Origin of the sequence: Blautia sp. An46 (assembly GCF_002161645.1) — a bacterium.
Taxonomy (GTDB): Bacteria; Bacillota; Clostridia; order Lachnospirales; family Lachnospiraceae; genus Blautia; species Blautia ornithocaccae.
Genome location: NZ_NFIF01000012.1, coordinates 1 through 25,832, shown reverse-complemented (window position 1 = coordinate 25,832; position 25,832 = coordinate 1). Strand labels below are relative to the sequence as shown.

Genomic DNA, 25,832 nt, shown 5'->3' with positions numbered 1-25,832 from the left:
CTCTTTTATGACGAATGAAAAAATCACGACTATGCCAGTAAAAAAGAAACAGATCCATCTGACCGCCACCCTCAGCCTGCCCCTGCGGCTGCATGAGCGGGCCTGGATCCTAACAGGCTCCCGGTCCCTGTCTACCTCCCTGGTCCAGCAGATCCTGGAGGTATCGCAGGACGGAGTCGTATTTGAAACTGAAAACACCGTTTACCATTTGACCTATGCACGCCGTCCGGCAGAGATTGAGGTGATGTGCGCTTGACTGATATTTATGAACGGGGGAGCAGCCTGCAAAAGCTGCTCTCCACCCTGAAGCTCAACCGGGAACGGGTTCCTCTGGAAACTTTAAAGAGCGTATACCGTATTCCTTATGAGGAGCTGAAGGCACAGATCCGGGAAAGCGTCCAGGAATTTGTCCTTCTGGTCGCCTGCCACCACCTTCTGATCAATCCGAATTTTTCTCTGGAGGAACAGACAGCTGTGGTACAGGCTGCCATTGACCGCTCCCGGATGCCAAAGGAGATTGGCAAAAGCCTGACCAGAGACTATGACGTGTCGAAGATCCACCGGATGGCACTGAAGCTGCGGGAAGAGATCGAAGCGGCACTCTGGCCCTATATTGACCGGGAAACCTGTCTGGTGGCTGACCTTGCGGATATTGAAAAAACGCCGGTCATCTATAATACCCTGACCAGACAGATCTACCAGGACGGAGGATGGATAGACCAGCCGCTGGATCTGCGGGGAACATTACTGATTTACAGGAAACAGGAGGATGCTGTGCTGCCAGGCGCAGCCCTCCTTCAGAAAGGAGAACAATAGTTATGATATTAGAAAGAAATGAAACACCAGAAGAACTCGCTTTTGCACTAACTTTTCCGCAAATACGGGAAGCGCATGAAATCTACAAAAAGCACTGCTTTTTCCAGGATTTTATCGGGCAATGCGAAGACCGGCGACAAGACAGGATCGGACTTTGTAACCTTCCTTATCAGACACTGGAACATGAGACAGATATCCTGTGTACAGCCTATGAACTGTATGAGAAACTGGAGGACAGCAATGTTTCCTATCATGTTACGATGGAGAACGTGATCGATGCAATCGAGAAACAGATTTTAAACGGTGAACTGCGCCCGCATACAGAATCGGCGCCCCGTTTGGTGCTGGTCATCGAGGATGGCATTGTCACCGCCTCTTATGCAAATGATCCGGCTATCCAGCCAGAAATCATCAAGCTGGATAAAGAATATGATTCCGCCAAAGAGCGGGAGGCAGTTTACGGAGCTTTAAAGCACGATCCGGAGCTGACCGAATGTGAGTGCCATATTACCTGGCCCGGATGTGAAAAGGAGGCCGCCTGATGACAAATGTCCGCAAGAATACGCAAGGAAATACACCGATAAAGATTTATGTTTTACACGGGTATACGGACGGTCTGACAGATCCCATCGTCAGCACCGACTACGAGGAAGTGTACGCAGCAATGAAAGCTGCCTATGAAAGCGCCCTGGACGGGGTAGAACAAGAAGATTCTGACCGGGAATACAGCTTTCTGGAAGGTTGGTCTGCTACTGCTGTCGTTCATGGAGACTGGATGGAATGGCAGATTGCGGAACTGGAGCTACAAATCCCCAACGGATAGCCTGCATCCCAGGCTTGAGATTTCTGTCAGATCCGACAGAAAATCCCCTCTGTATCTTGTCGAGGCAGTATGGTAAAATAGACTCATTGAGAATAAGAAGGAGCGATTTCCTATGAAGAACGAAGAACTGATCCGGCGTTTCCGGATTGAGCGGAAGAAATTTGACCGCTCCGGTATCTACGCCTATACCCAGCGGACGCTGGCTTACAACTCCAATAAGATCGAAGGCTCCACACTGAATGAGGAGCAGACAGCCTCTCTGTTTGACACCGGTATGCTGCCCCGCAGTGATGATTATTACCGGGCCAAAGATGTAGAGGAAACCAACGGTCACTTTCTGATGTTCAATAAGATGATCGACACGCTGGATGAGCCTTTGAGCGAGGAACTCATTAAGGCGTTCCACTTTGAGCTGAAAAGCGGTGTGTTTGAAGACCGAGCCAACGGCTATGCCATCGGGGATTATAAAGAGCGTCCCAATATGGTGGGAATGTATGAAACCGCCCTTCCTAAAGAGGTGCCGGAAAAAATGCGGGAGCTTCTCGCCTGGTATCACGGAATTTCAGTCAAGACTCTTTCCGTCATGGCTCAGTTCCACGCCCGGTATGAGGCGCTGCATCCCTTCCAGGACGGCAACGGCAGGACCGGCAGGCTGATCCTGTTCCGGGAATGCTTAAAAGCTGATCTGATGCCGGTGGTCATTGAGGACAAGTTCCGTGGCAGATACATCGAAGGGCTGAAGGAATACCGGGAAACCGGAAAGACCGGACTTCTGGAAGAACTGTTTATGGAAGAGCAGGAAGAATATGCTAAGAAAGTGGACTATTTTCTTAGCGAAGACTAAATGATTTCGAGCCGCCCGCACGGACGGCTCCTTTTCGTTTGCAGCCTGAAAAGGCGAGTTCAAGCAATAGTTATATGATACCTTGTTTGCATACAAGCTCTTATGTTTCCAAACAAATTAGGATTTGATATTTTTCCTGTCTCGAATATAAGCGATTACAGCAAGCAAAATGTAGCAGAAAACAATAGCTATTGTACCGATAATAGGAATGGCTATCATTGTATAGAAATTATAAGTTACCAATATTATAATTATTATAGTCCACATAGCTGCCAGACCAGACGAAAGAGCACCTGACATCTCTATACTTAATGAATTTTGTCCAGAGCGTTTTTTTGAAAAACTACTATGCGTAAACATGGATAAAAAAACCAATAATAGCATTACCCATAGAATCCATTTTCCGGTAGAATTATTTGGAACTCCTGCGCCACTCCAATGTATAACTAAATTATCATGAATGGAAAAAGTACCGATCAGGGTAAAAATTACCGCTATCAAAAATATTATTACCGAGATTTTTCTCCACAATTTTATTGGTGACAATCGAAACATTCAACACACTTCCTTTCAGGCAGCTACAAAAAGATGAATGTAAATTTGTTGATATCTCAATTATACCTAATCCTTTCCATTAACACCATATCATCATAATTAACATCATAATTAATATAACAGCAACTGCTCAGATTCCGCACTTACATAGTGTCAATTTTCCTTTTCAGCTTTCTCTTTAATTTGAAGAGGAAACCTGCAGAATACTGTTCATTATTAACCAACAGCTCATACGCTTCCATCACACCTGCAGAATATACGAACCCTAAAAATCCAATGCTAAACCCAAGGAAGACAAACGAATGATATTCTGTCCATGAAAAGTACCCTCTTGCGGTTAAAGCAAGAATAAGAAGACCTAATACAAACAAAACCGTACAAGGGATAGCAACAGTACTATAATTTTTCTTCTTTGATGCATACTCTGCTTTCAGTTCTTTTATATACTCGTAATCAAACAGCAAAGGCTCTTGTTTTAAGATCGTATATTGCTGCTGGTCAGAAAATATCCCAAGAACAATAGAGATAATTCCTGCAACGCCGCAAATAGCCATGCCTAAATAACGCCAGGTAGTGCCGGCAGGGAACATCGTATAGGGTATACCTGCCAATGCAAATGCCATAAAACCTATGCTGATATAACGGCTTATTCTTTTCTGGTTAGCGATATATCCTTTTGCCAGTTCTTTACTTACATAGTATCCTCTTTCTTCTGCCGCATCTTTTACAGACTTTTCCTCTTTCAATAGAAAATCTGTTGATACTTCAAAAATATTGGACAACTGCAAAAGTTTCTCTGTTTCTGGAAATCCTTGATTATTTTCCCATTTACTAATCGCTTGTCGAGTCGTTCCAATTTGTTCTGCTAAAGCCTCTTGCGATAATCCTTTTTCCTTTCTCAACTTAAAAATCTTTTCTCCGAAATTCATTTTGTTATACCTCCTGCGATTTGATGAACAGATCTTATCAAACCGCACTGTAATTTTCCATATTTCTTGAAATGCACATTGTCAACTTCACGTTGCACCCCTGTTACATCAGCACAAAAAAGGATTTTTGCTGAAATAGCTCCTAATTTTGAACCTCCACATTATAACAGCTACTATTCAACCATTCAATAAAATTCTAATATAGTATTTGATATTTCTCCATACCCGTCTTCTTGAAGCCCGTTTAGGTATGAGAAAATCCCCCCTTAAACAATTTAATTTCTTTTTGCTTTAGTAAATGCTTCAGAGCCGCCCTCACGGACGGCTCCTTTTATGTTCCCGGATCAAATGTGTATCCTACTCCCCAGACAGTCTGGATATATTGCCTGTCAGTATAAGCCCTGAGTTTCTTCCGGATACTGTAAATCATACATTCGACCTTTGCATACACACTTATAGGAATATCATCCCAGACTGCTTCGTGGATTTATTCTCTTGTAAGTAGCTGATCATCCGTACCTACTTACCTTGTAATATACAATCAGCTTTATCCAATTTTTTTCAAATGTCTTACCTATATTTTTCTACATCTATTACTCTGGAAAAATAGTCGCACAAGTTCAGGTTGTGAGTTACCATAATTATTGTAACTCCACTTTCATTCAATTTTTTTAGAAGTGACATCACAACTGCTTCATTATCTTTATCAAGTCCAGAAGTGGGTTCATCAGCTAATATGATTTTGCTTCCTTGCAGAATCAATTTAATAATAGCGACTCGCTGCTGTTCACCTCCGCTCAACTGATATATTTTCTTATTAAGCATATCACCTAAACCAAACTGGTTTAAGTACTTGTTGATTTTTCTTAATTTCTCGCCTTTACCTATTTTTTTATATTCAAGGGCCAATTTCAAATTCCATAATACACTTTCATCTTCTACCAACCCATAATTTTGAAAAAGATAACCTATGGTATGCCGTCTAAGGAGCATAGCATTTTTGCTTTTCATGGACAAATTTTTATAATTTCCAATCGTTATCGTTCCCGCCGATATATCAGTAATCAGTCCGATTATATTTAGAAGTGTTGTTTTACCTGCACCGCTTTTTCCAATAAGGCCAACAAATTCTCCTTGATCTATCTCTAAAGACAAATCATTAAATAAAACTTGTTTTTTTCCATATTCCTTTTTAATATTTTTCAACACGATCAATGACATAGTTATGCCCCCTTTTCGATTTCATGTAAAGCCCTTTTGATATAAGTCCGGTATAACAATTCACAAAACAGAAAGTCCAGCAGCATGATTGCAAAAAAACACGCAAAGTAATAATTTATTGCAGTCAGGGCTGCTGATACGATTGTTTCTATTGCCAAAACAATATAACGGCTCTTTAGTATTTTTAAATGAGAAAAGCCCATAATCTCTTTTAAAGCATATCGTTTCCGGTTAACAAAAACATCTACATAATTTGAAATATATAAAATAAATACCAGTGAAACCACAAATACGATAGCGAACATCGAAAGGGTTTTAAGGACAAACGTTACGCTTTCTAGTTGTGTCAAGTACGGAGTCAGCAATGTTCCTGCCACAACCAACTTTTCCAGATCATATTTAGTTAACAGGGCAGAAAATTCTTCTCTTGATTGTACTGAAAAGAACAAACTTCTATTATTTAAAGAATCTAAATAATAAAGGCCTCCAAAATCTCCTGTATCGACAATGATAATACCGCCAGTTATATCCGAAAAGCCTTCCTCTGTATTGACCTTTATAGTAGAATTATCATCAATATAAACAATATTAAAATCATTTGTGCGTGTTTCTTCTTGTATCCCGTAATTTTGATTATAGTTCAGCAACAAATCATATTCTCCGACAAGATGTTCTTTTATAAGGCTTTCGTCATTTTTATACATATCAGGAATCAATACAGTCGGTGTGGCAAAAGCACTTTCGTCTAATGAAGTTCCGTCTACATGTATATTTGCAAATTCTTTTAAATAGTTTTCGTTTGCAATTATAGTTTGCTGTACATAATATGGACGAGAGTCACCAAATGGCCCTTGCGCTTCACTGCTACCGGCATAATCACATAACAATGCGTGATGGTTATTATACAGTTCTAACATCGAATTAGAATATTCTTCAAATCGTTCTGGATTTTCTAACGCATAATCATGTTCTGCTGAATTAAACCCATTGGCCGTATAATATCCATCAAGATATTTGTAATCTAAAACCGCCTGTTGACTTTTCGTAAATTCCCCGCTTTGTTCAAGCAAAGAGATGATAGTAGTAGCAATTACAACAGAAAACACAACTTTTATAAACTGGACAATCACATTGGTACTTTTGTTTAATGTTCTATTTTTTATCATTGCTTCCAAACGAACAAATTTTATTAAAACGCTCGTAAGAAGCAAACAAAACACATTTACAACTAAGATAATTCCAAAGAAGAATATGCTCATAATCAAGTAGGAAAAATCAAAGCGGTTTGTAAAAGCGTAATACAAATTCAATACAGCCAACAAGGCAAAACACACAATAGAGTAATACCTTACTATGCTGATGATCTGTTCTTTCAATATACGCAAGGTGGAAAAACCCAGACTCTTTTTGATGCCGATTCTTTTTAAACTATAAGATGTATAAATACCGTATATTATCAGAATGACAATGAATAAAATGAGAAAATTAAAAAGATTTAACTCTAATATCATACTATACGGAATAGATTCATCTTCATATTCAATTATTTGTGTAGATAGTTGTGTTGCGAGCTGACTTATTTCTTCATCAGATAAATCTGTGTAAAAGATACCGACACTATCCAAAAAATCCTCTTTTGTAAGTTCGTAAAACTGCAATTCGATAGTGCTGGATATGGGTAGCTTTTGTGAAAATTCATCAATGGGATAACAATATAAATCATAAACAGATTTATCTGTCGTAGTAAGTGTATTGTTTATGATTTCTAACTTGTTGTTTGGATAATTCTCAATGAATGTATTGTAAAGTTGATTGAGTATTTCCGGAGATGGTTCTTCAAGCATATAACCACTTAAATTGCCAGTGGCAATATTGTTTTTTTCATATATATTGTAGATTGAGCTATTGAAAATGTATGCGAATAGCAATATCTCAAGGAAAACGAAAATCTTCAAAAAGTTTTTCATACGCTGTATCCCCCTCAAAAAAAAATGATGTCCTTCTTAATATTATAGCAGTACACCTTAAATTTCTGCTGTCATAAGTCTTAAAAGTTTTTTAATATTGATTGCTTTCGTTAGTTTCATCCTGCTCCAACTCAATCACATCCAAAATGCCACAATTCAGGGCTTCGCAGATACGAACCAGCGTTTCCATGCTGATATTCTTGCTTTACTCATGTTGGCAATCAAATTCGTGGTAGATCGTCGGCACGCAAGTCCTCTTTCCTGATGTTGCGCTCAATCAGCGTATGCCAGAGGGCCTTATAGCTTATGTTCATTTATTACTCCTGCCTTTTAGCCGTATCCTGCTCGCTTGCATGACCGACCTGGCCTGTCACCTTTACAATAGCATACCCTGTCTTTTGAATATTCACATTATAACAGCTACTATCCAGCCATTCAATAAAATAGTAGTATCCATATATCCCCACCGCATCCGTCTTCTTGAAATTGGTTTGGATATAGCAAAAGCCGTCCATTTGAACGGCTTAAATCTTTATGTTGTTTATATCTTTTTAAAACAGTTTCATCTGCTCATACTCTGCGTGCGCCTCTAACAGCACCGGCGTCTTATGCAGCAAATATTCTGTCTCCCCGTCATCCAGCACCCAGTCTTTCAGCTCCTCTGGCTCCAAAATCAGCGGCATCCGATTATGAACCGGTGCCACGGAAGAGTTTGCGTCCGTTGTCAAAATGATAAACCTTTCCTGATCCTCATACCAGTTATAGCACCCTGCCATAAACAGAACCGGTGTTTCTTTCCGCTCGTATGAAAATTTCTCCTTGCTTTTATTCCATTCGTAAAACCCCCGTGCCGGAATAATACAGCGCCTGTGCCGCACACTGTCCTGGAAGGTTCTGCGCTCTAGGGCGCTTTCTGCCCTTGCATTGATCAGCAGTTTCCCTTTCTCGAACCCTGGAAAGCCCCATCTCATCTGCTCTGCAGCCAGATGATTTTCCTCGCCTTTTAGGATCATAGCATTTTGCGAAGGGACTACATCTCCGGTGCGCTCTATCTGCAGTTTCCTATCCAGATCCCGCACCAGCTTCTCAATTTCCCTGGCAGTCTCATCATCCACATAATAACGTCCACACATCGGTTTTTTCTCCTTTCGCCTGCAGGCTTATATTCCTTCCCAGCTGATCTTCCAGCAATTTTCTTCCAGATAGTAATACAGCCGGAATAGATACTTTTGATTTCCCAGAACTGTACTGCACCGGTATTCCTGGATGGGGATGCCGCAGTAGTATTTCTTTTCCTGTGTCAGTATATGGATCTGACTGATCGTATGAAGCAGACCTTCATCATCCTGGTACTTGACCAATTTTGGCATGACGGATCCGGTGCTTGTAAACCAGACACCGCAGGCAATCTTTTCTAAATCCCTTTTCAGCTCCCCTTCATCGGGATTTTGTGTATTTGTACCTATTCCCATACTCATACTTCTTCACCTCTAGTTTACCCTGACTTTCTTATAATCAACAGTCCTTTTTTCCCTTGAGATGCCCCCGCTCATGTGGTCAATCGGACTTCCCACAAATGCCGCCCGCTTCACCGAGTCAATCCCATACCGTCCACGGATCCGGTCCACCGCAGCATCCATTTTCTCCAGCTTTTCATAGTCCGTTGTATCAAACATATCAAGCTAGCGCATATTAAAACCGTCCTTTACCCGGCTGGTGTGGATCCCCAGATGCCGGATGGCTGTCCCATCCCATAATTGGTCAAAAAGCTGGCAGGCACAGCGATGGATCTCAATGGTAATGTTCGTAGTGTTCCGCAGCGTCATCTGGTGGCTGGCATAACGCAGGTCATGAGATTTGATTCCCACAGCAATCACTTCCGCCCGCACCTTGGCTGTCCGCAGTCTGGTTCCCACCGTCTCCGCCAACGCCAACAACACCAGCTTCGCAGTGGACGCATCCGTTACATCAAAGGCAATGGTGGTGGAGTTCCCGTATCCTTTATTGGCCGGGGCTTCAGACTGCACCACGGATACATCCATCCCATTGGCAAACGCCCAGATGACCTCCCCGTGCTTTTTCAGATGGACTTTCAGCAGATGCGGGTCCGCATGGGCCAGTTCCCCTATGGTATGGATCCCCAGGTTAAACAGCTTTTTTGCAGTCGCCCGCCCGACAAAAAACAGATCACTCACCGGAAGCGGCCACATTTTATCTTCAATCTCATTATGCCACAGCGTATGCACCCGGTCTGGCTTCTGGAAATCTGATGCCATCTTGGCCAACAGCTTGTTCTCCGAGATCCCGATATTGACGGTAAATCCCAGCGTATCCCGGATCTGATCTTTCATCTTATATGCTGCCGTCACCGCATCGCCCCAGAGTCCTTCCGTACCTGTCATATCCACAAAGGCTTCATCCACGGAATACTGCTCTACGGTCGGAGAATACTGGCGCAGGATATCCATAAATGCCTTCGAGCACTTTTCATATAGCCCATAGTTAGGCGGAACCAGGATTAACTCCGGGCATTTCTGTTTCGCCTCCAGAATAGTTTCTCCCGTTTTTATATGAAACTTTTTCGCCGGAATGGATTTCGCCAATATAATTCCGTGCCGCATTGCCATATCGCCGCCAACAGCAGACACCTTTTCCCGCAAATCCTCCTTTCCGCCTAAATGGTGGAGGCGGTAAACAGCTTCCCAGCTCAGAAATGCGGAATTTACATCAATATGAAAAATAACGTTTCTTCTTTCCAAACTCATGTTCGCCTCCTTTTTCTCTTATTATGGCGAACATACGTTCTTTCGTCAAGAGGATTTTTCTGTCAGATATATAAGGAACTTGGATTTTTTAGGATATTGAGACTATCATCTGGCTGAAGATGCCGCTCAGAATAGCTTGAGTACCGCACACTTTACGACGAGAACGGTAGTCCTCATGTGTTTGGTGCATTTGTTTTTGAGGAAACAAGAGAGCAATCCCAAGTAACCAAAAAAATCGGCGTAGCCTAACACTACGCCGATCTTCCATAAATGTTTTCTTACGGAACCTTGTCATTATGGACAGTTCCATTTTTATGATGGATCAAATTTATATCCCACACCCCAGATTGTCTTGATATACTCTTTAGCAGCATACTCCCTTAACTTTTTCCGTATACTGCTGATGATACACTCAACTTTAGCATCCACATGAATAGGAAGATCCTCCCAAACAGCCTCATAAAGCTGTTTTTTCGTAAATACCTGCTGTGGATGACTAGATAGAAAGAGTAACAGGTCAAATTCATGTAATGTAAAGGAAACTTCTTCTCCTTCCACCATTACCTTACGCTCAAATGGAAAGATGGTAAGCCCGGGAAAATCAACTTTGACAGACTGCTCTGGCTCAACTAGCGTAATTTCAAAAGTATCTGACAAAAATGATAATATGCTCTTTAAAATCTGCTCTTCTCCATCCTGCACAGTTAAAATCAATACTTTCCCATTTTATCACCTACTTACAGTTTAAACACAATATCATTATGCAAATTTCCACCGTTTAATACGTATAAAGCAGGATATTTGCATACCAACTTTTATCAAAATCATAAAGATAAAAGTAAAACCTATATTAGAGAAAAATGAGTGAAAGAAAAAGGCATTTGTTGAATATAACGTACTTAACGTATTCTGTATATTCAGATTATTTATAGGAAACAAATACAAAATCTTATTAACCAAACCTGTTTTGAAAATTTGCATCAGTAACAGTGGTAATATATATAAGCCTAATGAAACTGCCAGTGCCGACATTGGTGAACGCATAAAAGCCGATACTAATAATGTTACTCCCTCAACAAAGCCTAACCCAATCAGTTGCATGATAAGAATTAAAAAATATATTTGCAAATGATTCCATTTTAAAGGAAAATCAAATAAACATAATGATAAATTAGTTTGTATATCTGTATTCCAGCCATTTATATCATACATTACAGAAAATACACCGATATTTATCATATGAAAAACAACAAACAAACCATCTGTAATTATAGTTGTTGCAATCAATTTACTAAATATTAGTTTGCTTCTACCATATTTTGTAACCAACAGAATTTGATTTATGTTTTTAGAATTGTCATCTGAAAACACTACGGAAGATACCAATATAACAATAATAGACAAAAGCGCATATATATAACCAAGCACTCGATACAAATCTGCCCAGGGGACATAATTTCCTAATATAAGAGGCGTATCAAACTTTTTAAATCCAACCTCATCCAATGAATAAAGTTCTACATCTTCAATTGTTAATCTTTGTCCTTTATTTACTTTTTCAATCATTTCTGTATAAACGTTCTCAGTATCATGGGAAAAAAATGTATCTCCCATCTCCCAGTAAAATAGATAAAATGGCTTATTAACAACTTTTTGTTCTTCGTAACTTTGAAAATTATTCATAGAATCAGCCAAAATCATTTTCACTTTTTCATCTGTAAAATCTCCATAATACTGTGAATCTATAATTTCATCAATATTTTTTTTAAAGCCATTTTTTTCGTTACTTGTTTCGCTCATTAATAATTGTGAATAATGATATCCAACCAAAAATATTCCAAAAAGGACTAAGAACCCTACAACGATCCCACCAAACACTGTACGATTTTTCAATATTTTTCCAAGCTCATATTTAATCAACAATGTCATATTTTCATTCCCCCTCTCGAAAATAAAACAAGTATAAGTCTTCTAGTGTCGGAACAACTTGTTTTGCATCTATAAAAGGTTTTTCCTTTGAAACAATCCGCAGGACAACCCCATCTTCTCCATATTTGCGATTACTCACGGTATATAATTGCTCTATCTGATTTACATCTTTTTCAGATACTAAACATTCCCACACACAATTCTGAATCTCTTTCAATAAATATGTAATTGATCCGGAATTTTCAATTCTTCCCTTTTTAAGAATAATGATTTCATCCGCTATGTATTCTACATCTGACACAATGTGTGTGGATAGCAATACAATTTTCTTTTCCGCAAACGAACTTATTAGTTTTCTGAATTTAACCCGTTCTTTTGGATCAAGTCCTACCGTTGGTTCATCTAATATTAAAACTTCCGGATTGTTAATCATTGCCTGTGCTATACCTAATCTTTGTTTCATTCCCCCGGAATACTTTCTGATTTTTTTATTCTTAACATCATCTAAACCAACTTGAGCTAATAATTCTAAGCATCTTTTTTTTGCATATTTAACGTGTAAACCTTTTAATGAAGCGATATACATCATAAAATTTAGTCCTGTAAAATCTGGATAATATCGAAAATCTTGAGGCAAAAATCCTAATATCGAACGATATTTTTCTGCTTGCAGAACAATATCTTTATGATCATATTGTATACTTCCATGATTTGGTTTCATCAGTCCGCATATAATACGAAATAATGTTGTTTTGCCTGCTCCATTTGCACCTAATATTCCATAAACCCCTGGAGTAAATGTAAATGACACATCATTAAGTACAGTTACATTACCATATTCTTTTGTTATATTTTTGATATTCAATTCCATGATGAAGCCACCTCCCACCTAATAATTTTAGTTTGAGAATAAATAATAGAACCTAATATTGTTGTTGTAATAACATACGCTATTCCCCAATAAAGCAATCTTATTTCATAAATTTTAAATATATTAGCAATTAAAATAACTGCAACACAAATACTTCCCGATAAAAGCCAGAGCAAATAATTATGTAGTCGTTTTCTCCAAACAGTTATAAGAGAAAACAAAATAATGCATACAATGTTATACGGGACGAGTAAGTAGACTAATATTTGATACAAAGGCAAACATACAGTAGATTTAGTCATAAAAGATAGCACTATAACAATTCCCATATCAATAAAGCCAAAAATCAATAATTTTACCATAGTATGCTGTCGCAAATCATATTTGAATGTTTGCTCCAACTCCCACATTCCGGATGTAAAACTTTTAAATAATTCTTCTATAAAAAACAGAACTGAAATAAATACTACTCCAGTAAGGCATAGCATAATTTCACTTATCGACTGCAAATATGAGAAATTTAATACCATAGCTATTCCAGATAGAAAAACAAGAAATTGTATTATCCAAGTATGAACATGAATAAATCGAAATGTAGATAAAAATAAACTCAAATAGGAATGTCCACTCATTCCATTTATTTTCATTCTCTCTTGACCTAATGCAATAATTTTTTCTCGTTGTTCTATATCCGGTTCTACTTTATATTCATTCAATTTTGAAACAATATTCTCTTTCATTATAAAAAATCCTCTCTTTCTAAAACTTTTTCTAATTTTTTAAGGCCTTGATATATACGTGATTGTGCAGTAGAAACACCCACACCTGTAATTATTGCAATATCTTTTACTTTTAAATTATGATAATACTTCAATATCACAGCTTCTCGTTGTACATCAGGAAGCGAATCAAGTGCTTTTTTTACCAACATTTTTTCCTCATCATGCAACACTTCATTTAACAAAGAATTCTCTGAATCAGATACTAAAGAATCCGTTAGTTCTATCTGAGTAATATGCTTCTTCTTAAAAAAATTATTGCATGTGTTTACAGCAATCGTGTAAAGATAATTGTAAAATTTCCCCGTGAAACGATATCTTGATATATTTTCTACTAATTTCAAAAAAATATCTTGTGTTAAATCGGAAGCCAAATCACAATCTCCATAACATCTACGAACACAATAAAAATATATTTCATCATAATATTTATGTACTAACGCTTCCCAGGCATCAAGATCTCCCATTTTTATTTTATTTATTATTATCCAGTCTTGTATCATATCCATCACTTTCTCTTAATTACCCTTCTATTATATATAAACAACTCACTTGAACAAATCATTTAAAATCATAAATATTTTTTATATTCTCTATAGTGAATTAGAATATTTCTATGTTATTGGGATATTGAAACTATACTTGCATTTTATATTAGAAATATCACATATTTCTAAACCTGTTTTTGACTTATTATAGAATTATATATTTTCATAACCCCCTTTGACACCCACAACATCTAGTGTTATACTTTCTTTGTACCATATATTTTGTGTCTATCCGGAAAGGATGATCACACGCTGTTTAGGTTTGTAGTCAGTCAGAGGGATATTCTGCCATCAGGGCAGTGCCTTCTGGCTTTTTTATTTTGCAGAAAACTGCACGCGGTTAGAGAATGAACATCTTGCGTCATTCTCTTTTTTTATGCCTGAACATGGGAAAGGAGGGTTGTTTTTTTCAATGCTCCGGATGGACATGGTAACAGAAAGGAGAAGCAGAACAATGAATAATGCAGACAAAATCAAGGAACTGGTTCAGACGCTCAATCGGCACCAGCACGCCTACTATAACCTGAACGCACCGGAAATCTCTGATGCTGAGTATGACCGGATGTACGAGCAGCTGGAAAGTCTGGAAGCGGAGACAAGGATCATCTACTCCAATTCCCCAACCCAGACCGTGGGCTACCCGCCAGTCAGCGAACTGAAGGAAGTGCCGCATCCTCACCCACTTCTGTCCCTGGATAAGACAAAGCAGGTGGAAGACTTATGCCGTTTCTGCGGAGGTCATGCAGCTTTACTCATGCTGAAGCTGGACGGTCTTACGGTAAAACTCACCTATGAAAACGGCAGACTGGCAGAGGCATCCACCAGAGGAGACGGCGAGATCGGGGAAGATATCACCCATAACATTCCCACCTTTGAGAATGTACCGCTCGCTATCTCTTATAAAGAGCGGCTGGTTGTCACCGGGGAAGCCTTCATACACAGGAAGGATTTTGAACGGCTGAACGTTACGCTCCGGGACAGGAACGGGGAACCTTATAAAAACGCCCGGAACCTGGCTGCCGGATCTGTGCGGAGCCTGGATCCGGAGAACTGTAAGGGCCGCTGTGTCACCTTCCTTCCCTTCAACGTACTGGAAGGGCTGGATGAGGGAGAACACAGCAACAGCCGGGAGGAACGTCTGTACCAGTTATCAAAGCTGGGCTTTGGTTCCTGCCCGTACATTCCTCTAAATCCGGATCAGATTTCACCGGAATATCTGGAGCTTCGTATCCAGGACCTGAAGGAGAAGGCAGAAACACTGGATCTTCCCATTGACGGAATGGTACTGATCTTCGATGACCTGGCGTATTCCGCAAGCTGCGGAAGAACCGGACATCACTACAAGGACGGACTTGCCTATAAGTTTGAGGACGAAACCTATGAAACCGTTCTCCAGAGTATTGAATGGACGCCTTCCCGTTTCGGGGAACTGGCACCTGTGGCAGTCTTTGACACCGTGGAGATTGATGGGTGCTCCGTATCCAGGGCCACGCTTCATAACCTCACCTTTATCCGGGAACTGGAGCTGGTGCCGGGATGCCGTATCCTGGTATCCAAACGGAACATGATCATTCCCCATGTAGAGGAGAACCTGGACCGTGGACATTACCGGGATGCAGCCCCTGCTATCTGCCCGTGCTGCGGCGCTCCAACAGAACTCCATCGAAAAAAAGGAGAAAAAGGACGGATCATTGAAACCGTACACTGTAGCAATCCATCCTGTGAAAGCCAACAGTTGAAAAAATTCGTCCATTTCGTATGCCGGAAAGCCATGAATATTGAAGGGTTAAGTGAGGCTACCCTGGAGAAATTCCTGAATCTGGGATACCTTCAGACCTTCCATGACATCTACCATCTGGATCAGCACCGGGAAGAAATCATCCGGCTGGAAGGGTTCGGGGAGAAATCCTTTGACCGGCTCTGGAACGCAATCCAGGCCAGCCGCAGCACCACCTTTGTCCGCTATCTGATCAGCATGGATATTCCCATGGTAGGCCGTACAAAAAGCCGGGTATTGGATACCGTATTCTCCGGCAGTCTGAATGCCTTCCGGGCGGCTGCCACCGATGACTATGATTTCACACAGTTAGAGGATTTTGGCGCCACACTGAACCAGAACATTCACGACTGGTTTGCGGATGAAGAAAATCTGATGCTCTGGGACACGTTACAGAAAGAATTTACATTTGAAGAAAGAAAGGAAGAAAACACTATGGCAAAAAATACTGAATTTGCAGGAAAGACTATCGTAGCAACCGGAAAGCTGGAGAATTTCACCCGCGCAGAGATCAATGATAAGATCCTGGAGATTGGTGCCAAACCGGGCAGCTCTGTAACAGGCAAAACGGATTATCTCATCTGCGGCGAAAAAGCCGGAAGCAAGCTGGCAAAAGCCAAGTCTTTAGGCATAACCATTCTGTCAGAAGCAGAGTTTTTAGCAATGATTGCATAAGATTGTACATGATCCACTTGGGGAAGCTGGCTGACAAGCAGCTTCTCCAAAAATTACCTGTCTGGCAGTATGGAAAGGGCAGATACGCTTGTTTTTTGCGTTGAACATCCCGTTTCCTTTGGGTATAATAGAGGCAAATGGAGGCAATGATGAGTATGAGTATTCAATCCGATGTGGAAATCTTATCTGTACAAGCAGTCGAGTATTACGCACAAAAGCATCATCTGTCTGAAGGGGACGTCTTTGATCTCTTCTGTAAGCATCAGGTTTTTGAAAAAATCCTGATACAGCACGAAATGCTTCATCAATTAGATATGGAAGAGACTTTTCAATATGTGGAGGAAATCATCAAAGAAAATGCTCCGGAACTGGTGCTTTACCACGGTTCCAACATCGCATTTGATGAAATTGACCTGGGAAAATCCCATGACCGCCGTGACTTTGACCGGGGATTTTACTGTACCGTCTTGGAAAGCCAGGCGGAGGAATGGGCCAAACGTCTTTATCTGCGCTCCCACAAAGGCGGCAGATATGTTTACCGTTACCTGTTCCGCCAGACAGAGGACCTGAAGATCAAGCACTTTGCTGCTCTGGATCAGGAGTGGCTGGAGTTTATCAAAGAAAATCGCACGAAAGGCGGCATCCAGCACGCTTATGATGTGGTGGTAGGGCCTGTTGCAGATGACAATACAATGGAGACTGTGCAGTTATACCTGTCAGGTATTTTAAAAGCCGAGGAAGCAGTGGAAAGGCTTCACTATAATAAAGTCAACAACCAGGTGTCTTTCCATACGCCCCTTGCCCTGGAACACCTGACACTGGAATCCCGAAGGGAGGTTTCGTAAACTATGGAAGGAAAATATTTTTTTAATAACAAAGATATCACGATGAACCTGTGTATCCAGATCCGGGATGTGATCGACATCATCAAGGAACGGAGCCATCTTTCTTTCCAGGATGCCGCCGGAGCCTTTTACCATTCTAAGACGTATCAGGCTCTGCAGAATACCGAGAATACGCTTTGGGCGGAGTCAGCGGGCTATATCGCAGACCGGTTCTACGAAGAACAGGAACAAAAAGAATTACAGACAAACTGAAGATTTAAGCACTTTGTTTAAGAAGGGAACTACCTATAGGATAGGCGGTTCCTTTTTTTGTGCGGAAAGGAATGTGCATGAAATCCAATGATCAACCAAAAGAAACTATCCATAAACAAACTCACGGGAATGTTATCTCCTCTTTTACAGGAAAATACGCATTTCTCAGTAATTTTTATCCGGCTCCTGTTACCTACATGGGGCAGACCTACGCCAATAATGAAGCCGCTTTCCAGGCGCAGAAGACCTGCTGTGCAAAAGAGCAGCAGCAATTCTCTATTTTCCGCCTGCACAATCCGGCAGAAGCCAAAAAGCGTGGGAAGAAACTCACGCTGCGCCCGGACTGGGATAAGGTAAAGATTTCCCTGATGTACGAAATCTGTATGTGCAAATTCATGCAGAACCCAAAGCTGCGGGATGCCCTGCTTGCCACAGGAAACAGTGTTCTTGAGGAAGGCAATACCTGGGGCGATTACTTCTGGGGCAAAGTCAACGGCCACGGGGAAAACCAGTTAGGGCTTATCCTGATGGACGTGCGTGAAAAGCTGAAATGGAGCATGGGAATGGAAAATGAGATTGCATAACGAGGTGAATGAACTATGGAAGAAAAGAAACAGACGGTCTTGACGCTGAAATTCATCGGCATAGATGATTTTTCTTGTCCAACTTATGAGGATCAGTACGGACGGTTTTGGAAAGACCTTAACCTGGGGAAATCCGAAAAGCCGGACTTATATTCTACTACGAGGAACGACCTGGATGGGGAGCCAGTATCCCACATCCAGCAGGAATATACCTTTGAGTCAGAACCGTTCCGTAGAAACCCGTATGAGTTCCAGTATATGATGTTAAGCCGGATGCAGCGTGACTGCGAATATTTTCTCGGCTACGGGAACCGGAGCGTTACCATCTTATCCGGGAATGATCCGCAGCATCATATGAACCGCATGAAAGAATTGTGGAAGGAGCTTCCTGCTGACGGGAAGCCGGAATGGCTGACCTGGGAGCAGCTCCTGAACTATGAAAAAGAATTGTGTAACGAATAACCATAATGATTACGAAGGATCTTCCAACCAGGGAGGTCCTTCTTTTGCAAAGGAGGACGATGCCTTATGAAAATAACGATCTATCAGATCATCCCGGAATTGGATCAGGACAGGCTGATGTTTATGCCCCTTTCCTATTTTCAAAAAACCGGGTATCCATCACCGCCTGCAAAAATTTATGAATCCGTATTCTGCGGAGAAACGGAAGTCGCCACACCGGAAGAAATCTACCGGATATTCAACCGCAAAGATGAAGCGGATGCCTGCTATCTGGAAAAGATCGGTTTCACCGGACATTCCATGTCAGTCTCTGACATTCTGGAAATACAGCACTCACCGGGAGAAAGCCGTTTCTATTTCTGTGATACATTTGGTTTTTCTCAAATAGCATTTCAGAAGGAAAACGCCATGCTGCCAGTTCAGAACCATGACAATATCCCTTTTGAGCAGGTCAATCGGTCCAAGCCCGGTTATCTGGCCTATATGGATAACGGGGGAATTTCTATTCATCCCTGTATCCAGGTTCAGCTCCAACGCTGCAAATACAGTCAGTGCCAGCTCGGATACCGGCTCCGTTACCAGGAGAAGGAAGAGTCCCCTTGGCGGCAGCGAGATTTTCTGGAACGTCCTGCTGTCCTTCTGTTCGAGGATACGCAAAAAGAACCTTGCCATGCAGCAGACCGACCAGACCAAGAAGCAGCAGAAACGTATCCCGCAAATCACGACACGCCTTGAACAGATTGACAAGGTGCTGAATAAGCTCTATGAGGACAACGCCCTCGGCACTATCCCGCAAGACCGCTATGAGCAAATGTCGCAGAAATATTCGGAAGAATACTACACACTGAAAACGGAGCTTGCCACACTCCAAGAGCAGCTATCCGCTTATGAGAACGCGGGAGGGCGGGCGCAGAAGATTTTGAAGCTGACGGAACGCCATGCCGCCTTTACAGACCTCACCCCCGCCATTCTCAACGAGTTTATCAACCGGATTGAAGTGCATGAGCGCGACCAGAAAAGGGCGAGATACGCAATCCAACACATCAGCATATATTTCAACTATATCGGCAGGTTTGAGAACGAAGTAACGCAGCTTGCAGAGCCGACCGAGCAGGAAATCCGGCAAATGCGGGAGGAAATCGAAGAAGCCAAAAAGGAAAAGAGCCGCGCCTACCACCGGCAGTATTCAAGGGAGTACCGGGCGCGAAACCTTGAAAAGCAGCGGGAGTATGAGCGTATCAAGGCGCGGGAATACCGGGCAAGGAGAAAGGCGCAGACCGCCGCCGCACAGCCCGCACAGTAAAACAGAATAACCGACAGCCGAGAGGGGATTTTCCAACTACGGGAAATCCTCTTTTTCGCGCCCGGAGAAAGGAGCCGCCTATGGCAGAACAGACCCCCGACAGTATCATCACGACGCAGAGGAACGGGCAGACCATTGTTGCGGAGTTATTTTTCAATCACAGCAGCACAGAAACATTCCGCGACAAGCTGCTCAAACTGGTACTTGCCGACAGTTCGCATTTATCCGTGTCTGACGGTCAAGAGCCGGAAAAATCGGAAATCTTGCGATAACAGCCGCCCCGACGATACATTCCCCGTCCGGGCGGTTTTTATCGTCAAAAACGCTGTTTTCTCCAAGTCAAGAGCCGGAGAAAACACCCGAAAAATGCCCCTACTCAGTAACAGGGGCGCAGAAAGGAGCTTGCATGAGAACAGGGCTTACCAAGCAGGAAAAGACCACCGATATTTGGTTTGACGAGAAAGACCCCCTTATCCATATCCGCACCCACAACACCGCCTTGAAAAAGCGTCTGCTTGCATACAGCCGCCGTTATCCGGCGATCTGCCAGCAGACCGACGCAGACCCGGAAACGGGCTGCATGGAGTTTGATATTGAGAAAGGCCGCTTCTCTTTCCGTCTGACCGCCCCATACAGTGAGGAACGCCGGAGAGCCGCCAGTGAAGCGGCGAAAGCCGCCGCGAGCAATCTCACACGAAGTATGGTATAATTTTTTTGAAAAAGTTTTGGATTTGATGTAGTATTCGCCGCTAAAACCGTAGTATATAGGTGAAGCCGGAAAGGAGGCGGTGAGATGATAGATGATGAAAAAATCATAGACCTGTTTTTTGAGCGTTCCGAGCAAGGCATACGGGAACTGGATAATAAATATGGAGCAGTCTGCCACAACCTCTCGTATAACATCGTGAACAACAGACTGGACGCGGAGGAATGTGTCAATGACGCTTACTTAAGCGCATGGAACGCCATTCCCCCGGTACGGCCTAACCCGTTGCTCAGTTACATCGTGAAAATCGTTCGGAACATTTCACTCAAAATCTATTGGAGAAAGGAAGCAGCCAAACGAAGCGGGCACTATAAGATTGCCTTAGAGGAAATCGAGGGCTACATCGCAGACCAGAAAACCGTAGAAGATGAAATCGAAGCCAGGGAATTAGCCCGTATCATTGGGGAATTTTTGGACACGCTGACCCTCGAAAACCGCGTTATCTTCATGCGTCGCTATTGGTTTGCTGACAGTTACAAGGACATAGCCGAGTTTATGGGGCTTTCGGAGAAAAACATCTCCGTCCGGCTGACCCGTATCCGCGAAAAGATGAAACAATACTTGATTGAAAGAGAGGTATTTGTATGAACGCGAAAAAGTTTTCCGACGCTATGAGCGAGCTTGACAACAAATACATTGACGAAGCCCTCAATTACAAAAAGAAAGCCAAAAAGCCTTTCTGGATTAAATGGGGAGTTATTGCGGCCTGTTTGTGCTTGATAGTACCATTAACCGCATTTGCTATTGATACAATTCAATATAATGCGGCTGTTGATTATCTTACTTCTCTCGGTATTCCTGTTGAAGATTTAAGCGATTATTCTCGAAAAGAAATAAAGGAAGCCGCAAAAACGATTGACGCCGGAGAAAGTAGTCCATTGACCGAAGAAATACTTAACCGATTGCCAGATAATAAAGAACCGATTGAAACACCAACACAGGTAACATCTGAACAGATAAGAGAATTAACACCGACCATGACAAGAGAGGAAGTCCTTTCATTCTTAGGTGATACGCAAGACATCGGTTCTGGTATTTATGTATATGTTTATGAAGTAGACGGAGAATATTTGTTGCGGATTCCATTTGCAAGTGATGATGCTCAGTTAGGTGTTACAGGCGAAGATTTATTAAAGGCATTGACCCCTATTTCTGAGGATATAGATTCTAATGAAACCGTTGAATTTAATGGACAGCTATTCAACAAATCTGACTTGACCGAGGGCAAAAAGGTAAAACAGGTTCCCGTGATCCGGCGCAAAGACTGAACAGAATACCATTAACAAAGGCGGCCTGCAGATGCAGGCCGTTTTGCTTATAATCTATGTTCAACAGACAATAGACACACATTTAACTTTTCTGCGAAAAGTTTCCAAATAGGAAACCTTATATCCAAGGTATAATAATCTCCCAGGTCATATTCGTATAAACAGCTGTAGTCTGCTCGCTTGCATGACCGGCCTGATTTGCCACCTCTGCCATGGTGTAGTCCTCAAATGGCGCATACAAACGGCTCGGAGCCGCCCTCACGGACGGCTCCTTTTTCGCTGATTTATATATCCTTCTCATCCAGCAAAAAGTCAATGATATTATAATGGACAATACCATTCCTGCTCAGATCTACAATGTCGCTGCTGATCACATATTTTGGATAATTGTCATCTATCTTCTCCAGATTGCCAAATTCTCTTGCAATGCAGTCCTCTGACAATACATAGGCCACCTGGATATAGAGTTTCTTCTGTCCTTTGTAACATACAAAGTCAATTTCCTGTGTATCCAGTTTCCCTACCTTTACCTCATATCCCCGGCTTAACATTTCCAGGTATACCACATTCTCCAACAGCTTACTTGTGTCGATCTGCTCGCTGGCTTTGCTCACATTGCGAAGCCCGATGTCACCGGCATAATACTTTTCTGTTGAAGCCAGGATGTTTTTCCCCTTAATATCATATCTTTCCGCTTTTGAAAGGATCATACCTGCCTGCAGCTTATCAATATAGTTCAGCACCGTGTCCACTGTGGTCGATTGGCCGGCTGACAGCAACGAGCGGCTGATTGAGCGTGCGGAGAACGGATTTCCGATATTGTCCAGCAGAAATTCCAGAAGTTTCCTCAGAAGATTTTCATTACGGATCGCATACCTGGAGAGAATATCTTTCATCACGACAGAATCATAGACATCCTCCAGATACGTGCGGACGGAATGTTCATCCGGCAGCACCAGGCGCATCGGCAGGCCGCCGTATTTCAGGTAATCCGTAAAAAGCTGTTCCCTAGTATAAGGAAGCCCATTGATCTCATAAAATTCCTGTATCTCGGACAGTACAAAAGGATACACATGAAAAGAAACATATCTTCCTGCCATATTGGTCGCCAGTTCTCCGGACAGCAATTTGCTGTTGGAGCCTGTCACATAGATATCGCAGTCAAAATCAATTCGGAAGGAAGGGATGACTGAGTGCCACTCTTTCACATGCTGGATCTCGTCAAAAAAGAGATATACTTTTCCATCCGCCTGCTCTGCCCGTTCCGTGACGTACTGATAGAAGTTATCTGCATCCTCCAGCTTTTTAAAACGCCGGGACTCAAAATTGATCTCTATGATATTTTCCTTTGGGACTCCACGTTCCAAAATAACATCACGGATCTGCGAAAGCAGGATCGTCTTTCCACTTCTTCTGAGGCCAATCAATACCTTGATCAGATCCTGGTCAATGAATGGACGTATCTTATTCAAATATAAATTTCGTCTTATCATCTCCATACATTCCACGTCCTTTATTAGTTTTGTCATTATTATACCTCATACTTTTATTATAATCAACTTATTGTCTGTTTATACAAGGACAATTATATTCTTATAGTTACTTACAGCAGGTTCGATTTCTCCTTCATCTTTTCACGGCTCGTATTAGTATAAATCAACGTTGTCCGCTCACTGGCATGGCCAGCCTGATTTGCGACTTCCGCAATCGTATATCCCATCTCCAGGGCATGAGAGCAGAAGTAGTGTCGGAGCTTGTGCGGTGTGATCTTATTTGAACACTGATTGAAAAATCGGTTCACACTGCTACGGTGGAGCTTTCCACCATTCCGGCTGACAAACAGATACTCAGACTGGGAGTTTCTTACTTTCAAATACTCCCGGACTGCATGGATGATCTTGTCATTGATGAATACGATCCGCTGCTTATTGCCTTTTCCAGTCACCAGCAGTTCCCTTGCCTGAAAATCAATATTTGTCAGGCTGATGCTGATGCACTCGCTGACACGCAGGCCGGCATATGCAAGGATCACCGCAATCGCATAGTTTCTCTTTCCAGTATCAACAAGTACCTTCTGGAGAAACGCCTCCACATCTTTCTTTTCTATTTCCGCCGGGCTTGCAATTTCCTGCTGAAATTTCAGCCGGTCCTCTGCCGTAATGACCAGATCTTTTTGAACTCCGATCTGCACCAGGAACTCATTAAAACTGGTCAGAGAGGACAGTTTCGTATCAATGCTTTTAAACTTCAGTTTCTTAATGTTCTGCAGGTATGACCGAAAATCCAAAATGTTAGTATGGTAAAGCAGCGTCGGCTCCTCCCCGAAGGTATCTTTATACCACCGGTAATATTCATTTACGTGACCGCTATAGGTCTTAATGGTATTCTCTGACTTGCCCTGTTCTCTCAGGAACTTTTTATAATCATCCAGTAATGCCACGGTACTTCTTCCTCTCTGCGATTATGTTGCGCTCACTTCTCCGTGAGATTTGCGTAATTATGTTGCGTCCAGATAGGATTTCTTCTGTCTTTCATGCCTCCAACACAACATAATTGCTATTATGTTGTGTTCAGAAAATGGCACGGTTCTGACACGCTTCCTATATATATTCCATACGTTTCACAGCATAAAAACGCAAAAAGGACAGCAGATTTTTTCCGCTGTCCGATCTGGATGATTTCAGGGGGCAGCTTAGGTGCCGCTCACCCTTTTGAAAATCAGCTTCCCGTCCTTTACCTCAACGGTGAAGCGCTGGGCTGGTTTGGACTGTTTCTTCCGTCTCTGACATTCAAGCAGTTCTTCGTTCCTCAAATATTCACACCGGAAGTCATTTAGATGATAATACCCCCAATATATGTGGAATAAATGTATATAATACTCCTTCTTCCATGTGAAGATGAAATCAGAGTCCCTGTTGATAGAATTTAGAAGACTCCTCAGCTGTCTGGTGATCCGATAAGGATTGCCATGCCGGTTCGTATAAGGTTTTCCATATTTGGCATAGATCTTTAAAACATTCCTCCCGGAAAGGTCACTTTTCCGCAGCTTTATCGCATCCCCTATCCGAATCGGCATCTGGTACATAAGCCCGATAAACGCTGCTTTTTCCAGTTCCCCTTCCGCAATGAATTGTTTCATCAGCTGCTTCCCCATTTTTGCTTTTTCATAGGAAATCATCCACCATCTTCTCCTTTCCTGACAGCTTCCAGGATTTTCTCTCCCTGCTGTACAAACACCTGCTTTTCCGGTTCTTTTTCATATATCTTCCAGAGCCGCTGATGCAGAGCTTCCAGATCCCTGACATCTCCCTGCGTGTTATTTGCCAGCATCCGGAGAAAAGGGAAGATCATCGTATGCCGGATATTCTTCCCAGCCAATACAGACTTCTGTTCCTGTCCATACACTTCATAGAGGCATCCCAGGATAATATCCGGATCCGTGATAAACTTGATCTCAGGTTTCACCCATTCCTTTTTCATGTTCGCCCTCCTGACAAGATTATTCGTACCAATCCGCCCGAACTGTCAGGCCGTCCAGCCGGATCTTCGGAACTCCCACAAGATACCAGTCGTCATCCATTTCAATCCGGACTGGCACCCAGTCTCCATCCATCTCCACATCAAAGCAGTCCCCACAATGCAGGCCACCGTAATAGCTCCCGTTTCCAAAATAGATGTCATACCTCCCAGACTCCCGGTCATAACATAAAACGCCTTTTTTCTTTACCATAGTAATTTCCTCCCTATATTGTCAAGTGATTTTCCTTTAAAATAAAGGTTTTTCAAGTTACTATCTCAGATGAATGAGCCATGGAGATGGGCATTTCTCTGTATCTGATACGAAAATAGCTGG

The 25,832-nt window shown here is 42.1% G+C and carries 34 protein-coding genes and 3 pseudogenes; 16 read left to right on the top strand and 21 right to left on the bottom strand.

What is annotated here, in order from left to right:
- Positions 1–7: 7 nt before the first annotated feature.
- The 5 genes from B5G00_RS10900 to B5G00_RS10880 all read left to right on the top strand — a co-directional run bounded on the left by B5G00_RS10900 (position 8) and on the right by B5G00_RS10880 (position 2,483).
- Positions 8–256, top strand: coding sequence for a hypothetical protein (locus B5G00_RS10900; RefSeq protein ID WP_087202294.1), 249 nt, complete (start codon positions 8–10; stop codon positions 254–256).
- The gene (locus B5G00_RS10895) at positions 253–816 is read left to right on the top strand and encodes a hypothetical protein (protein ID WP_087202292.1); all 564 of its coding nucleotides are present in this window, start codon (positions 253–255) and stop codon (positions 814–816) included. The genes B5G00_RS10900 and B5G00_RS10895 overlap by 4 nt, the downstream gene beginning before the upstream one ends.
- A 2-nt stretch (positions 817–818) precedes the next feature.
- The gene (locus B5G00_RS10890) at positions 819–1,358 is read left to right on the top strand and encodes a hypothetical protein (RefSeq protein ID WP_087202290.1); all 540 of its coding nucleotides are present in this window, start codon (positions 819–821) and stop codon (positions 1,356–1,358) included.
- Positions 1,358–1,639: a hypothetical protein gene (locus tag B5G00_RS10885; RefSeq protein WP_242971336.1), complete on the top strand. Its 282-nt coding sequence runs from the start codon at positions 1,358–1,360 to the stop codon at positions 1,637–1,639. Before B5G00_RS10890 ends, B5G00_RS10885 begins: the two co-directional genes overlap by 1 nt.
- 112 nt (positions 1,640–1,751) lie before the next feature.
- Positions 1,752–2,483 (top strand): Fic family protein, encoded by a 732-nt coding sequence (locus B5G00_RS10880; protein ID WP_087202288.1) that lies wholly within the window; start codon positions 1,752–1,754, stop codon positions 2,481–2,483.
- Positions 2,484–2,600: 117 nt separating this feature from the next.
- Here B5G00_RS10880 and B5G00_RS10875 read toward each other — a convergent pair whose 3' ends face one another.
- The 15 genes and pseudogenes from B5G00_RS10875 to B5G00_RS10805 all read right to left on the bottom strand — a co-directional run bounded on the left by B5G00_RS10875 (position 2,601) and on the right by B5G00_RS10805 (position 14,008).
- Positions 2,601–3,038 (bottom strand): hypothetical protein, encoded by a 438-nt coding sequence (locus tag B5G00_RS10875; protein ID WP_087202286.1) that lies wholly within the window; start codon positions 3,036–3,038, stop codon positions 2,601–2,603.
- A 143-nt stretch (positions 3,039–3,181) separates the two neighbouring features.
- Complete coding sequence (locus B5G00_RS10870; protein WP_087202283.1) at positions 3,182–3,967, bottom strand: helix-turn-helix domain-containing protein; 786 nt, start codon at positions 3,965–3,967, stop codon at positions 3,182–3,184.
- Positions 3,968–4,298: 331 nt separating this feature from the next.
- Positions 4,299–4,454: a helix-turn-helix domain-containing protein gene (locus B5G00_RS19960; protein ID WP_087202281.1), complete on the bottom strand. Its 156-nt coding sequence runs from the start codon at positions 4,452–4,454 to the stop codon at positions 4,299–4,301.
- Between the two features lie 83 nt (positions 4,455–4,537).
- Positions 4,538–5,188, bottom strand: a complete 651-nt coding sequence (locus B5G00_RS10860) for an ABC transporter ATP-binding protein (protein ID WP_087202279.1) — start codon at positions 5,186–5,188, stop codon at positions 4,538–4,540.
- Positions 5,189–5,190: 2 nt separating this feature from the next.
- Positions 5,191–7,155: a hypothetical protein gene (locus B5G00_RS10855; protein ID WP_087202277.1), complete on the bottom strand. Its 1,965-nt coding sequence runs from the start codon at positions 7,153–7,155 to the stop codon at positions 5,191–5,193.
- A 91-nt stretch (positions 7,156–7,246) separates the two neighbouring features.
- Positions 7,247–7,469 (bottom strand): annotated as a pseudogene (locus B5G00_RS10850) (helix-turn-helix domain-containing protein).
- A gap of 3 nt (positions 7,470–7,472) precedes the next feature.
- A complete protein-coding gene (locus B5G00_RS18895; protein ID WP_158095410.1) occupies positions 7,473–7,622 on the bottom strand; it encodes a hypothetical protein in 150 nt (49 codons plus the stop codon).
- 84 nt (positions 7,623–7,706) lie between these two features.
- Positions 7,707–8,288 (bottom strand): SOS response-associated peptidase, encoded by a 582-nt coding sequence (locus B5G00_RS10840; RefSeq protein ID WP_087202273.1) that lies wholly within the window; start codon positions 8,286–8,288, stop codon positions 7,707–7,709.
- Positions 8,289–8,315: 27 nt separating this feature from the next.
- Entirely contained in the window at positions 8,316–8,633 is a 318-nt protein-coding gene (locus B5G00_RS10835; protein ID WP_087202271.1) for a hypothetical protein, read from the bottom strand.
- Positions 8,634–8,645: 12 nt separating this feature from the next.
- Positions 8,646–9,920 (bottom strand): annotated as a pseudogene (locus B5G00_RS10830) (DNA polymerase Y family protein).
- 312 nt (positions 9,921–10,232) lie between these two features.
- Entirely contained in the window at positions 10,233–10,634 is a 402-nt protein-coding gene (locus tag B5G00_RS10825; RefSeq protein WP_087202267.1) for a winged helix-turn-helix domain-containing protein, read from the bottom strand.
- 45 nt (positions 10,635–10,679) lie between these two features.
- Positions 10,680–11,849: an ABC transporter permease subunit gene (locus B5G00_RS10820; protein ID WP_087202265.1), complete on the bottom strand. Its 1,170-nt coding sequence runs from the start codon at positions 11,847–11,849 to the stop codon at positions 10,680–10,682.
- Positions 11,850–11,853: 4 nt separating this feature from the next.
- Positions 11,854–12,720: an ABC transporter ATP-binding protein gene (locus B5G00_RS10815; protein ID WP_087202263.1), complete on the bottom strand. Its 867-nt coding sequence runs from the start codon at positions 12,718–12,720 to the stop codon at positions 11,854–11,856.
- Positions 12,711–13,460: a hypothetical protein gene (locus B5G00_RS10810; RefSeq protein WP_087202261.1), complete on the bottom strand. Its 750-nt coding sequence runs from the start codon at positions 13,458–13,460 to the stop codon at positions 12,711–12,713. Before B5G00_RS10810 ends, B5G00_RS10815 begins: the two co-directional genes overlap by 10 nt.
- Positions 13,460–14,008 (bottom strand): RNA polymerase sigma factor, encoded by a 549-nt coding sequence (locus B5G00_RS10805; RefSeq protein ID WP_204244059.1) that lies wholly within the window; start codon positions 14,006–14,008, stop codon positions 13,460–13,462. Before B5G00_RS10805 ends, B5G00_RS10810 begins: the two co-directional genes overlap by 1 nt.
- A 493-nt stretch (positions 14,009–14,501) precedes the next feature.
- On the opposite strand from B5G00_RS10805, the gene ligA reads away from it, so the two are divergent.
- The 11 genes and pseudogenes from ligA (at position 14,502) to B5G00_RS18695 (ending at position 21,979) form a co-directional block, all read left to right on the top strand.
- Positions 14,502–16,499, top strand: coding sequence for an NAD-dependent DNA ligase LigA (gene ligA / locus B5G00_RS10800; protein WP_164496695.1), 1,998 nt, complete (start codon positions 14,502–14,504; stop codon positions 16,497–16,499).
- A gap of 155 nt (positions 16,500–16,654) precedes the next feature.
- Positions 16,655–17,344, top strand: coding sequence for a DUF3990 domain-containing protein (locus B5G00_RS10795; RefSeq protein ID WP_204244044.1), 690 nt, complete (start codon positions 16,655–16,657; stop codon positions 17,342–17,344).
- Positions 17,345–17,347: 3 nt separating this feature from the next.
- Complete coding sequence (locus B5G00_RS10790) at positions 17,348–17,596, top strand: hypothetical protein (RefSeq protein WP_054353166.1); 249 nt, start codon at positions 17,348–17,350, stop codon at positions 17,594–17,596.
- A gap of 77 nt (positions 17,597–17,673) precedes the next feature.
- A complete protein-coding gene (locus tag B5G00_RS10785; protein WP_087200910.1) occupies positions 17,674–18,180 on the top strand; it encodes an NADAR family protein in 507 nt (168 codons plus the stop codon).
- 15 nt (positions 18,181–18,195) lie between these two features.
- Positions 18,196–18,642: an LPD11 domain-containing protein gene (locus B5G00_RS10780; RefSeq protein ID WP_087200885.1), complete on the top strand. Its 447-nt coding sequence runs from the start codon at positions 18,196–18,198 to the stop codon at positions 18,640–18,642.
- Between the two features lie 66 nt (positions 18,643–18,708).
- Positions 18,709–19,377 (top strand): YodL domain-containing protein, encoded by a 669-nt coding sequence (locus B5G00_RS10775; protein WP_087200884.1) that lies wholly within the window; start codon positions 18,709–18,711, stop codon positions 19,375–19,377.
- Positions 19,298–19,945 (top strand): annotated as a pseudogene (locus B5G00_RS10770) (DUF4368 domain-containing protein); the annotation flags it as partial. The gene B5G00_RS10775 and the pseudogene B5G00_RS10770, both read left to right, overlap by 80 nt.
- A gap of 80 nt (positions 19,946–20,025) precedes the next feature.
- Entirely contained in the window at positions 20,026–20,217 is a 192-nt protein-coding gene (locus B5G00_RS10765) for a transposon-encoded TnpW family protein (RefSeq protein ID WP_054353167.1), read from the top strand.
- 134 nt (positions 20,218–20,351) lie between these two features.
- Positions 20,352–20,654, top strand: coding sequence for a hypothetical protein (locus B5G00_RS10760; protein ID WP_087162992.1), 303 nt, complete (start codon positions 20,352–20,354; stop codon positions 20,652–20,654).
- A gap of 84 nt (positions 20,655–20,738) precedes the next feature.
- Entirely contained in the window at positions 20,739–21,299 is a 561-nt protein-coding gene (locus B5G00_RS10755) for an RNA polymerase sigma factor (RefSeq protein WP_087200882.1), read from the top strand.
- Positions 21,296–21,979, top strand: coding sequence for an outer membrane protein assembly factor BamE (locus B5G00_RS18695; protein ID WP_140403146.1), 684 nt, complete (start codon positions 21,296–21,298; stop codon positions 21,977–21,979). Before B5G00_RS10755 ends, B5G00_RS18695 begins: the two co-directional genes overlap by 4 nt.
- Positions 21,980–22,097: 118 nt before the next feature.
- Here B5G00_RS18695 and B5G00_RS18890 read toward each other — a convergent pair whose 3' ends face one another.
- The 6 genes from B5G00_RS18890 to B5G00_RS10725 form a co-directional block, all read right to left on the bottom strand.
- Positions 22,098–22,241: a hypothetical protein gene (locus B5G00_RS18890; protein WP_158095389.1), complete on the bottom strand. Its 144-nt coding sequence runs from the start codon at positions 22,239–22,241 to the stop codon at positions 22,098–22,100.
- A 22-nt stretch (positions 22,242–22,263) separates the two neighbouring features.
- Positions 22,264–23,508: an ATP-binding protein gene (locus tag B5G00_RS10745; protein ID WP_087200880.1), complete on the bottom strand. Its 1,245-nt coding sequence runs from the start codon at positions 23,506–23,508 to the stop codon at positions 22,264–22,266.
- Between the two features lie 74 nt (positions 23,509–23,582).
- Positions 23,583–24,419 (bottom strand): tyrosine-type recombinase/integrase, encoded by an 837-nt coding sequence (locus B5G00_RS10740; RefSeq protein WP_087200878.1) that lies wholly within the window; start codon positions 24,417–24,419, stop codon positions 23,583–23,585.
- Positions 24,420–24,671: 252 nt separating this feature from the next.
- The gene (locus B5G00_RS10735; protein ID WP_087272724.1) at positions 24,672–25,157 is read right to left on the bottom strand and encodes a hypothetical protein; all 486 of its coding nucleotides are present in this window, start codon (positions 25,155–25,157) and stop codon (positions 24,672–24,674) included.
- On the bottom strand, positions 25,154–25,459 hold the full coding sequence (locus B5G00_RS10730) for a hypothetical protein (protein ID WP_087272721.1): 306 nt from the start codon (positions 25,457–25,459) through the stop codon (positions 25,154–25,156). The genes B5G00_RS10735 and B5G00_RS10730 overlap by 4 nt, the downstream gene beginning before the upstream one ends.
- Before the next feature lie 19 nt (positions 25,460–25,478).
- Positions 25,479–25,709 carry a DUF5348 domain-containing protein gene (locus tag B5G00_RS10725; RefSeq protein ID WP_087162982.1) on the bottom strand — a complete coding sequence of 77 codons (231 nt, stop codon included), beginning with the start codon at positions 25,707–25,709 and terminating at the stop codon, positions 25,479–25,481.
- Between the last annotated feature and the right edge of the window lie 123 nt (positions 25,710–25,832).

What these genes read in the sequence shown, in the direction of transcription:
- B5G00_RS10840 (WP_087202273.1), bottom strand. Translation starts at nt 8,288, where the DNA reads ATGTGTGGACGTTATTATGTGGATGATGAGACTGCCAGGGAAATTGAG.
- B5G00_RS10735 (WP_087272724.1), bottom strand. Translation starts at nt 25,157, where the DNA reads ATGATTTCCTATGAAAAAGCAAAAATGGGGAAGCAGCTGATGAAACAA.
- B5G00_RS10890 (WP_087202290.1), top strand. Translation starts at nt 819, where the DNA reads ATGATATTAGAAAGAAATGAAACACCAGAAGAACTCGCTTTTGCACTA.
- B5G00_RS10775 (WP_087200884.1), top strand. Translation starts at nt 18,709, where the DNA reads ATGAAAATAACGATCTATCAGATCATCCCGGAATTGGATCAGGACAGG.
- B5G00_RS18695 (WP_140403146.1), top strand. Translation starts at nt 21,296, where the DNA reads ATGAACGCGAAAAAGTTTTCCGACGCTATGAGCGAGCTTGACAACAAA.
- B5G00_RS10755 (WP_087200882.1), top strand. Translation starts at nt 20,739, where the DNA reads ATGATAGATGATGAAAAAATCATAGACCTGTTTTTTGAGCGTTCCGAG.
- B5G00_RS10900 (WP_087202294.1), top strand. Translation starts at nt 8, where the DNA reads ATGACGAATGAAAAAATCACGACTATGCCAGTAAAAAAGAAACAGATC.
- B5G00_RS10885 (WP_242971336.1), top strand. Translation starts at nt 1,358, where the DNA reads ATGACAAATGTCCGCAAGAATACGCAAGGAAATACACCGATAAAGATT.
- B5G00_RS10820 (WP_087202265.1), bottom strand. Translation starts at nt 11,849, where the DNA reads ATGACATTGTTGATTAAATATGAGCTTGGAAAAATATTGAAAAATCGT.
- B5G00_RS10795 (WP_204244044.1), top strand. Translation starts at nt 16,655, where the DNA reads ATGAGTATTCAATCCGATGTGGAAATCTTATCTGTACAAGCAGTCGAG.
- B5G00_RS10760 (WP_087162992.1), top strand. Translation starts at nt 20,352, where the DNA reads ATGAGAACAGGGCTTACCAAGCAGGAAAAGACCACCGATATTTGGTTT.
- B5G00_RS10835 (WP_087202271.1), bottom strand. Translation starts at nt 8,633, where the DNA reads ATGAGTATGGGAATAGGTACAAATACACAAAATCCCGATGAAGGGGAG.
- B5G00_RS10855 (WP_087202277.1), bottom strand. Translation starts at nt 7,155, where the DNA reads ATGAAAAACTTTTTGAAGATTTTCGTTTTCCTTGAGATATTGCTATTC.
- B5G00_RS10860 (WP_087202279.1), bottom strand. Translation starts at nt 5,188, where the DNA reads ATGTCATTGATCGTGTTGAAAAATATTAAAAAGGAATATGGAAAAAAA.
- B5G00_RS10815 (WP_087202263.1), bottom strand. Translation starts at nt 12,720, where the DNA reads ATGGAATTGAATATCAAAAATATAACAAAAGAATATGGTAATGTAACT.
- B5G00_RS10785 (WP_087200910.1), top strand. Translation starts at nt 17,674, where the DNA reads ATGAAATCCAATGATCAACCAAAAGAAACTATCCATAAACAAACTCAC.
- B5G00_RS10805 (WP_204244059.1), bottom strand. Translation starts at nt 14,008, where the DNA reads ATGGATATGATACAAGACTGGATAATAATAAATAAAATAAAAATGGGA.
- B5G00_RS10880 (WP_087202288.1), top strand. Translation starts at nt 1,752, where the DNA reads ATGAAGAACGAAGAACTGATCCGGCGTTTCCGGATTGAGCGGAAGAAA.
- B5G00_RS10745 (WP_087200880.1), bottom strand. Translation starts at nt 23,508, where the DNA reads ATGACAAAACTAATAAAGGACGTGGAATGTATGGAGATGATAAGACGA.
- B5G00_RS10725 (WP_087162982.1), bottom strand. Translation starts at nt 25,709, where the DNA reads ATGGTAAAGAAAAAAGGCGTTTTATGTTATGACCGGGAGTCTGGGAGG.
- B5G00_RS10765 (WP_054353167.1), top strand. Translation starts at nt 20,026, where the DNA reads ATGGCAGAACAGACCCCCGACAGTATCATCACGACGCAGAGGAACGGG.
- B5G00_RS10730 (WP_087272721.1), bottom strand. Translation starts at nt 25,459, where the DNA reads ATGAAAAAGGAATGGGTGAAACCTGAGATCAAGTTTATCACGGATCCG.
- B5G00_RS10810 (WP_087202261.1), bottom strand. Translation starts at nt 13,460, where the DNA reads ATGAAAGAGAATATTGTTTCAAAATTGAATGAATATAAAGTAGAACCG.
- B5G00_RS10790 (WP_054353166.1), top strand. Translation starts at nt 17,348, where the DNA reads ATGGAAGGAAAATATTTTTTTAATAACAAAGATATCACGATGAACCTG.
- B5G00_RS10780 (WP_087200885.1), top strand. Translation starts at nt 18,196, where the DNA reads ATGGAAGAAAAGAAACAGACGGTCTTGACGCTGAAATTCATCGGCATA.
- B5G00_RS10870 (WP_087202283.1), bottom strand. Translation starts at nt 3,967, where the DNA reads ATGAATTTCGGAGAAAAGATTTTTAAGTTGAGAAAGGAAAAAGGATTA.
- B5G00_RS10875 (WP_087202286.1), bottom strand. Translation starts at nt 3,038, where the DNA reads ATGTTTCGATTGTCACCAATAAAATTGTGGAGAAAAATCTCGGTAATA.
- ligA (WP_164496695.1), top strand. Translation starts at nt 14,502, where the DNA reads ATGAATAATGCAGACAAAATCAAGGAACTGGTTCAGACGCTCAATCGG.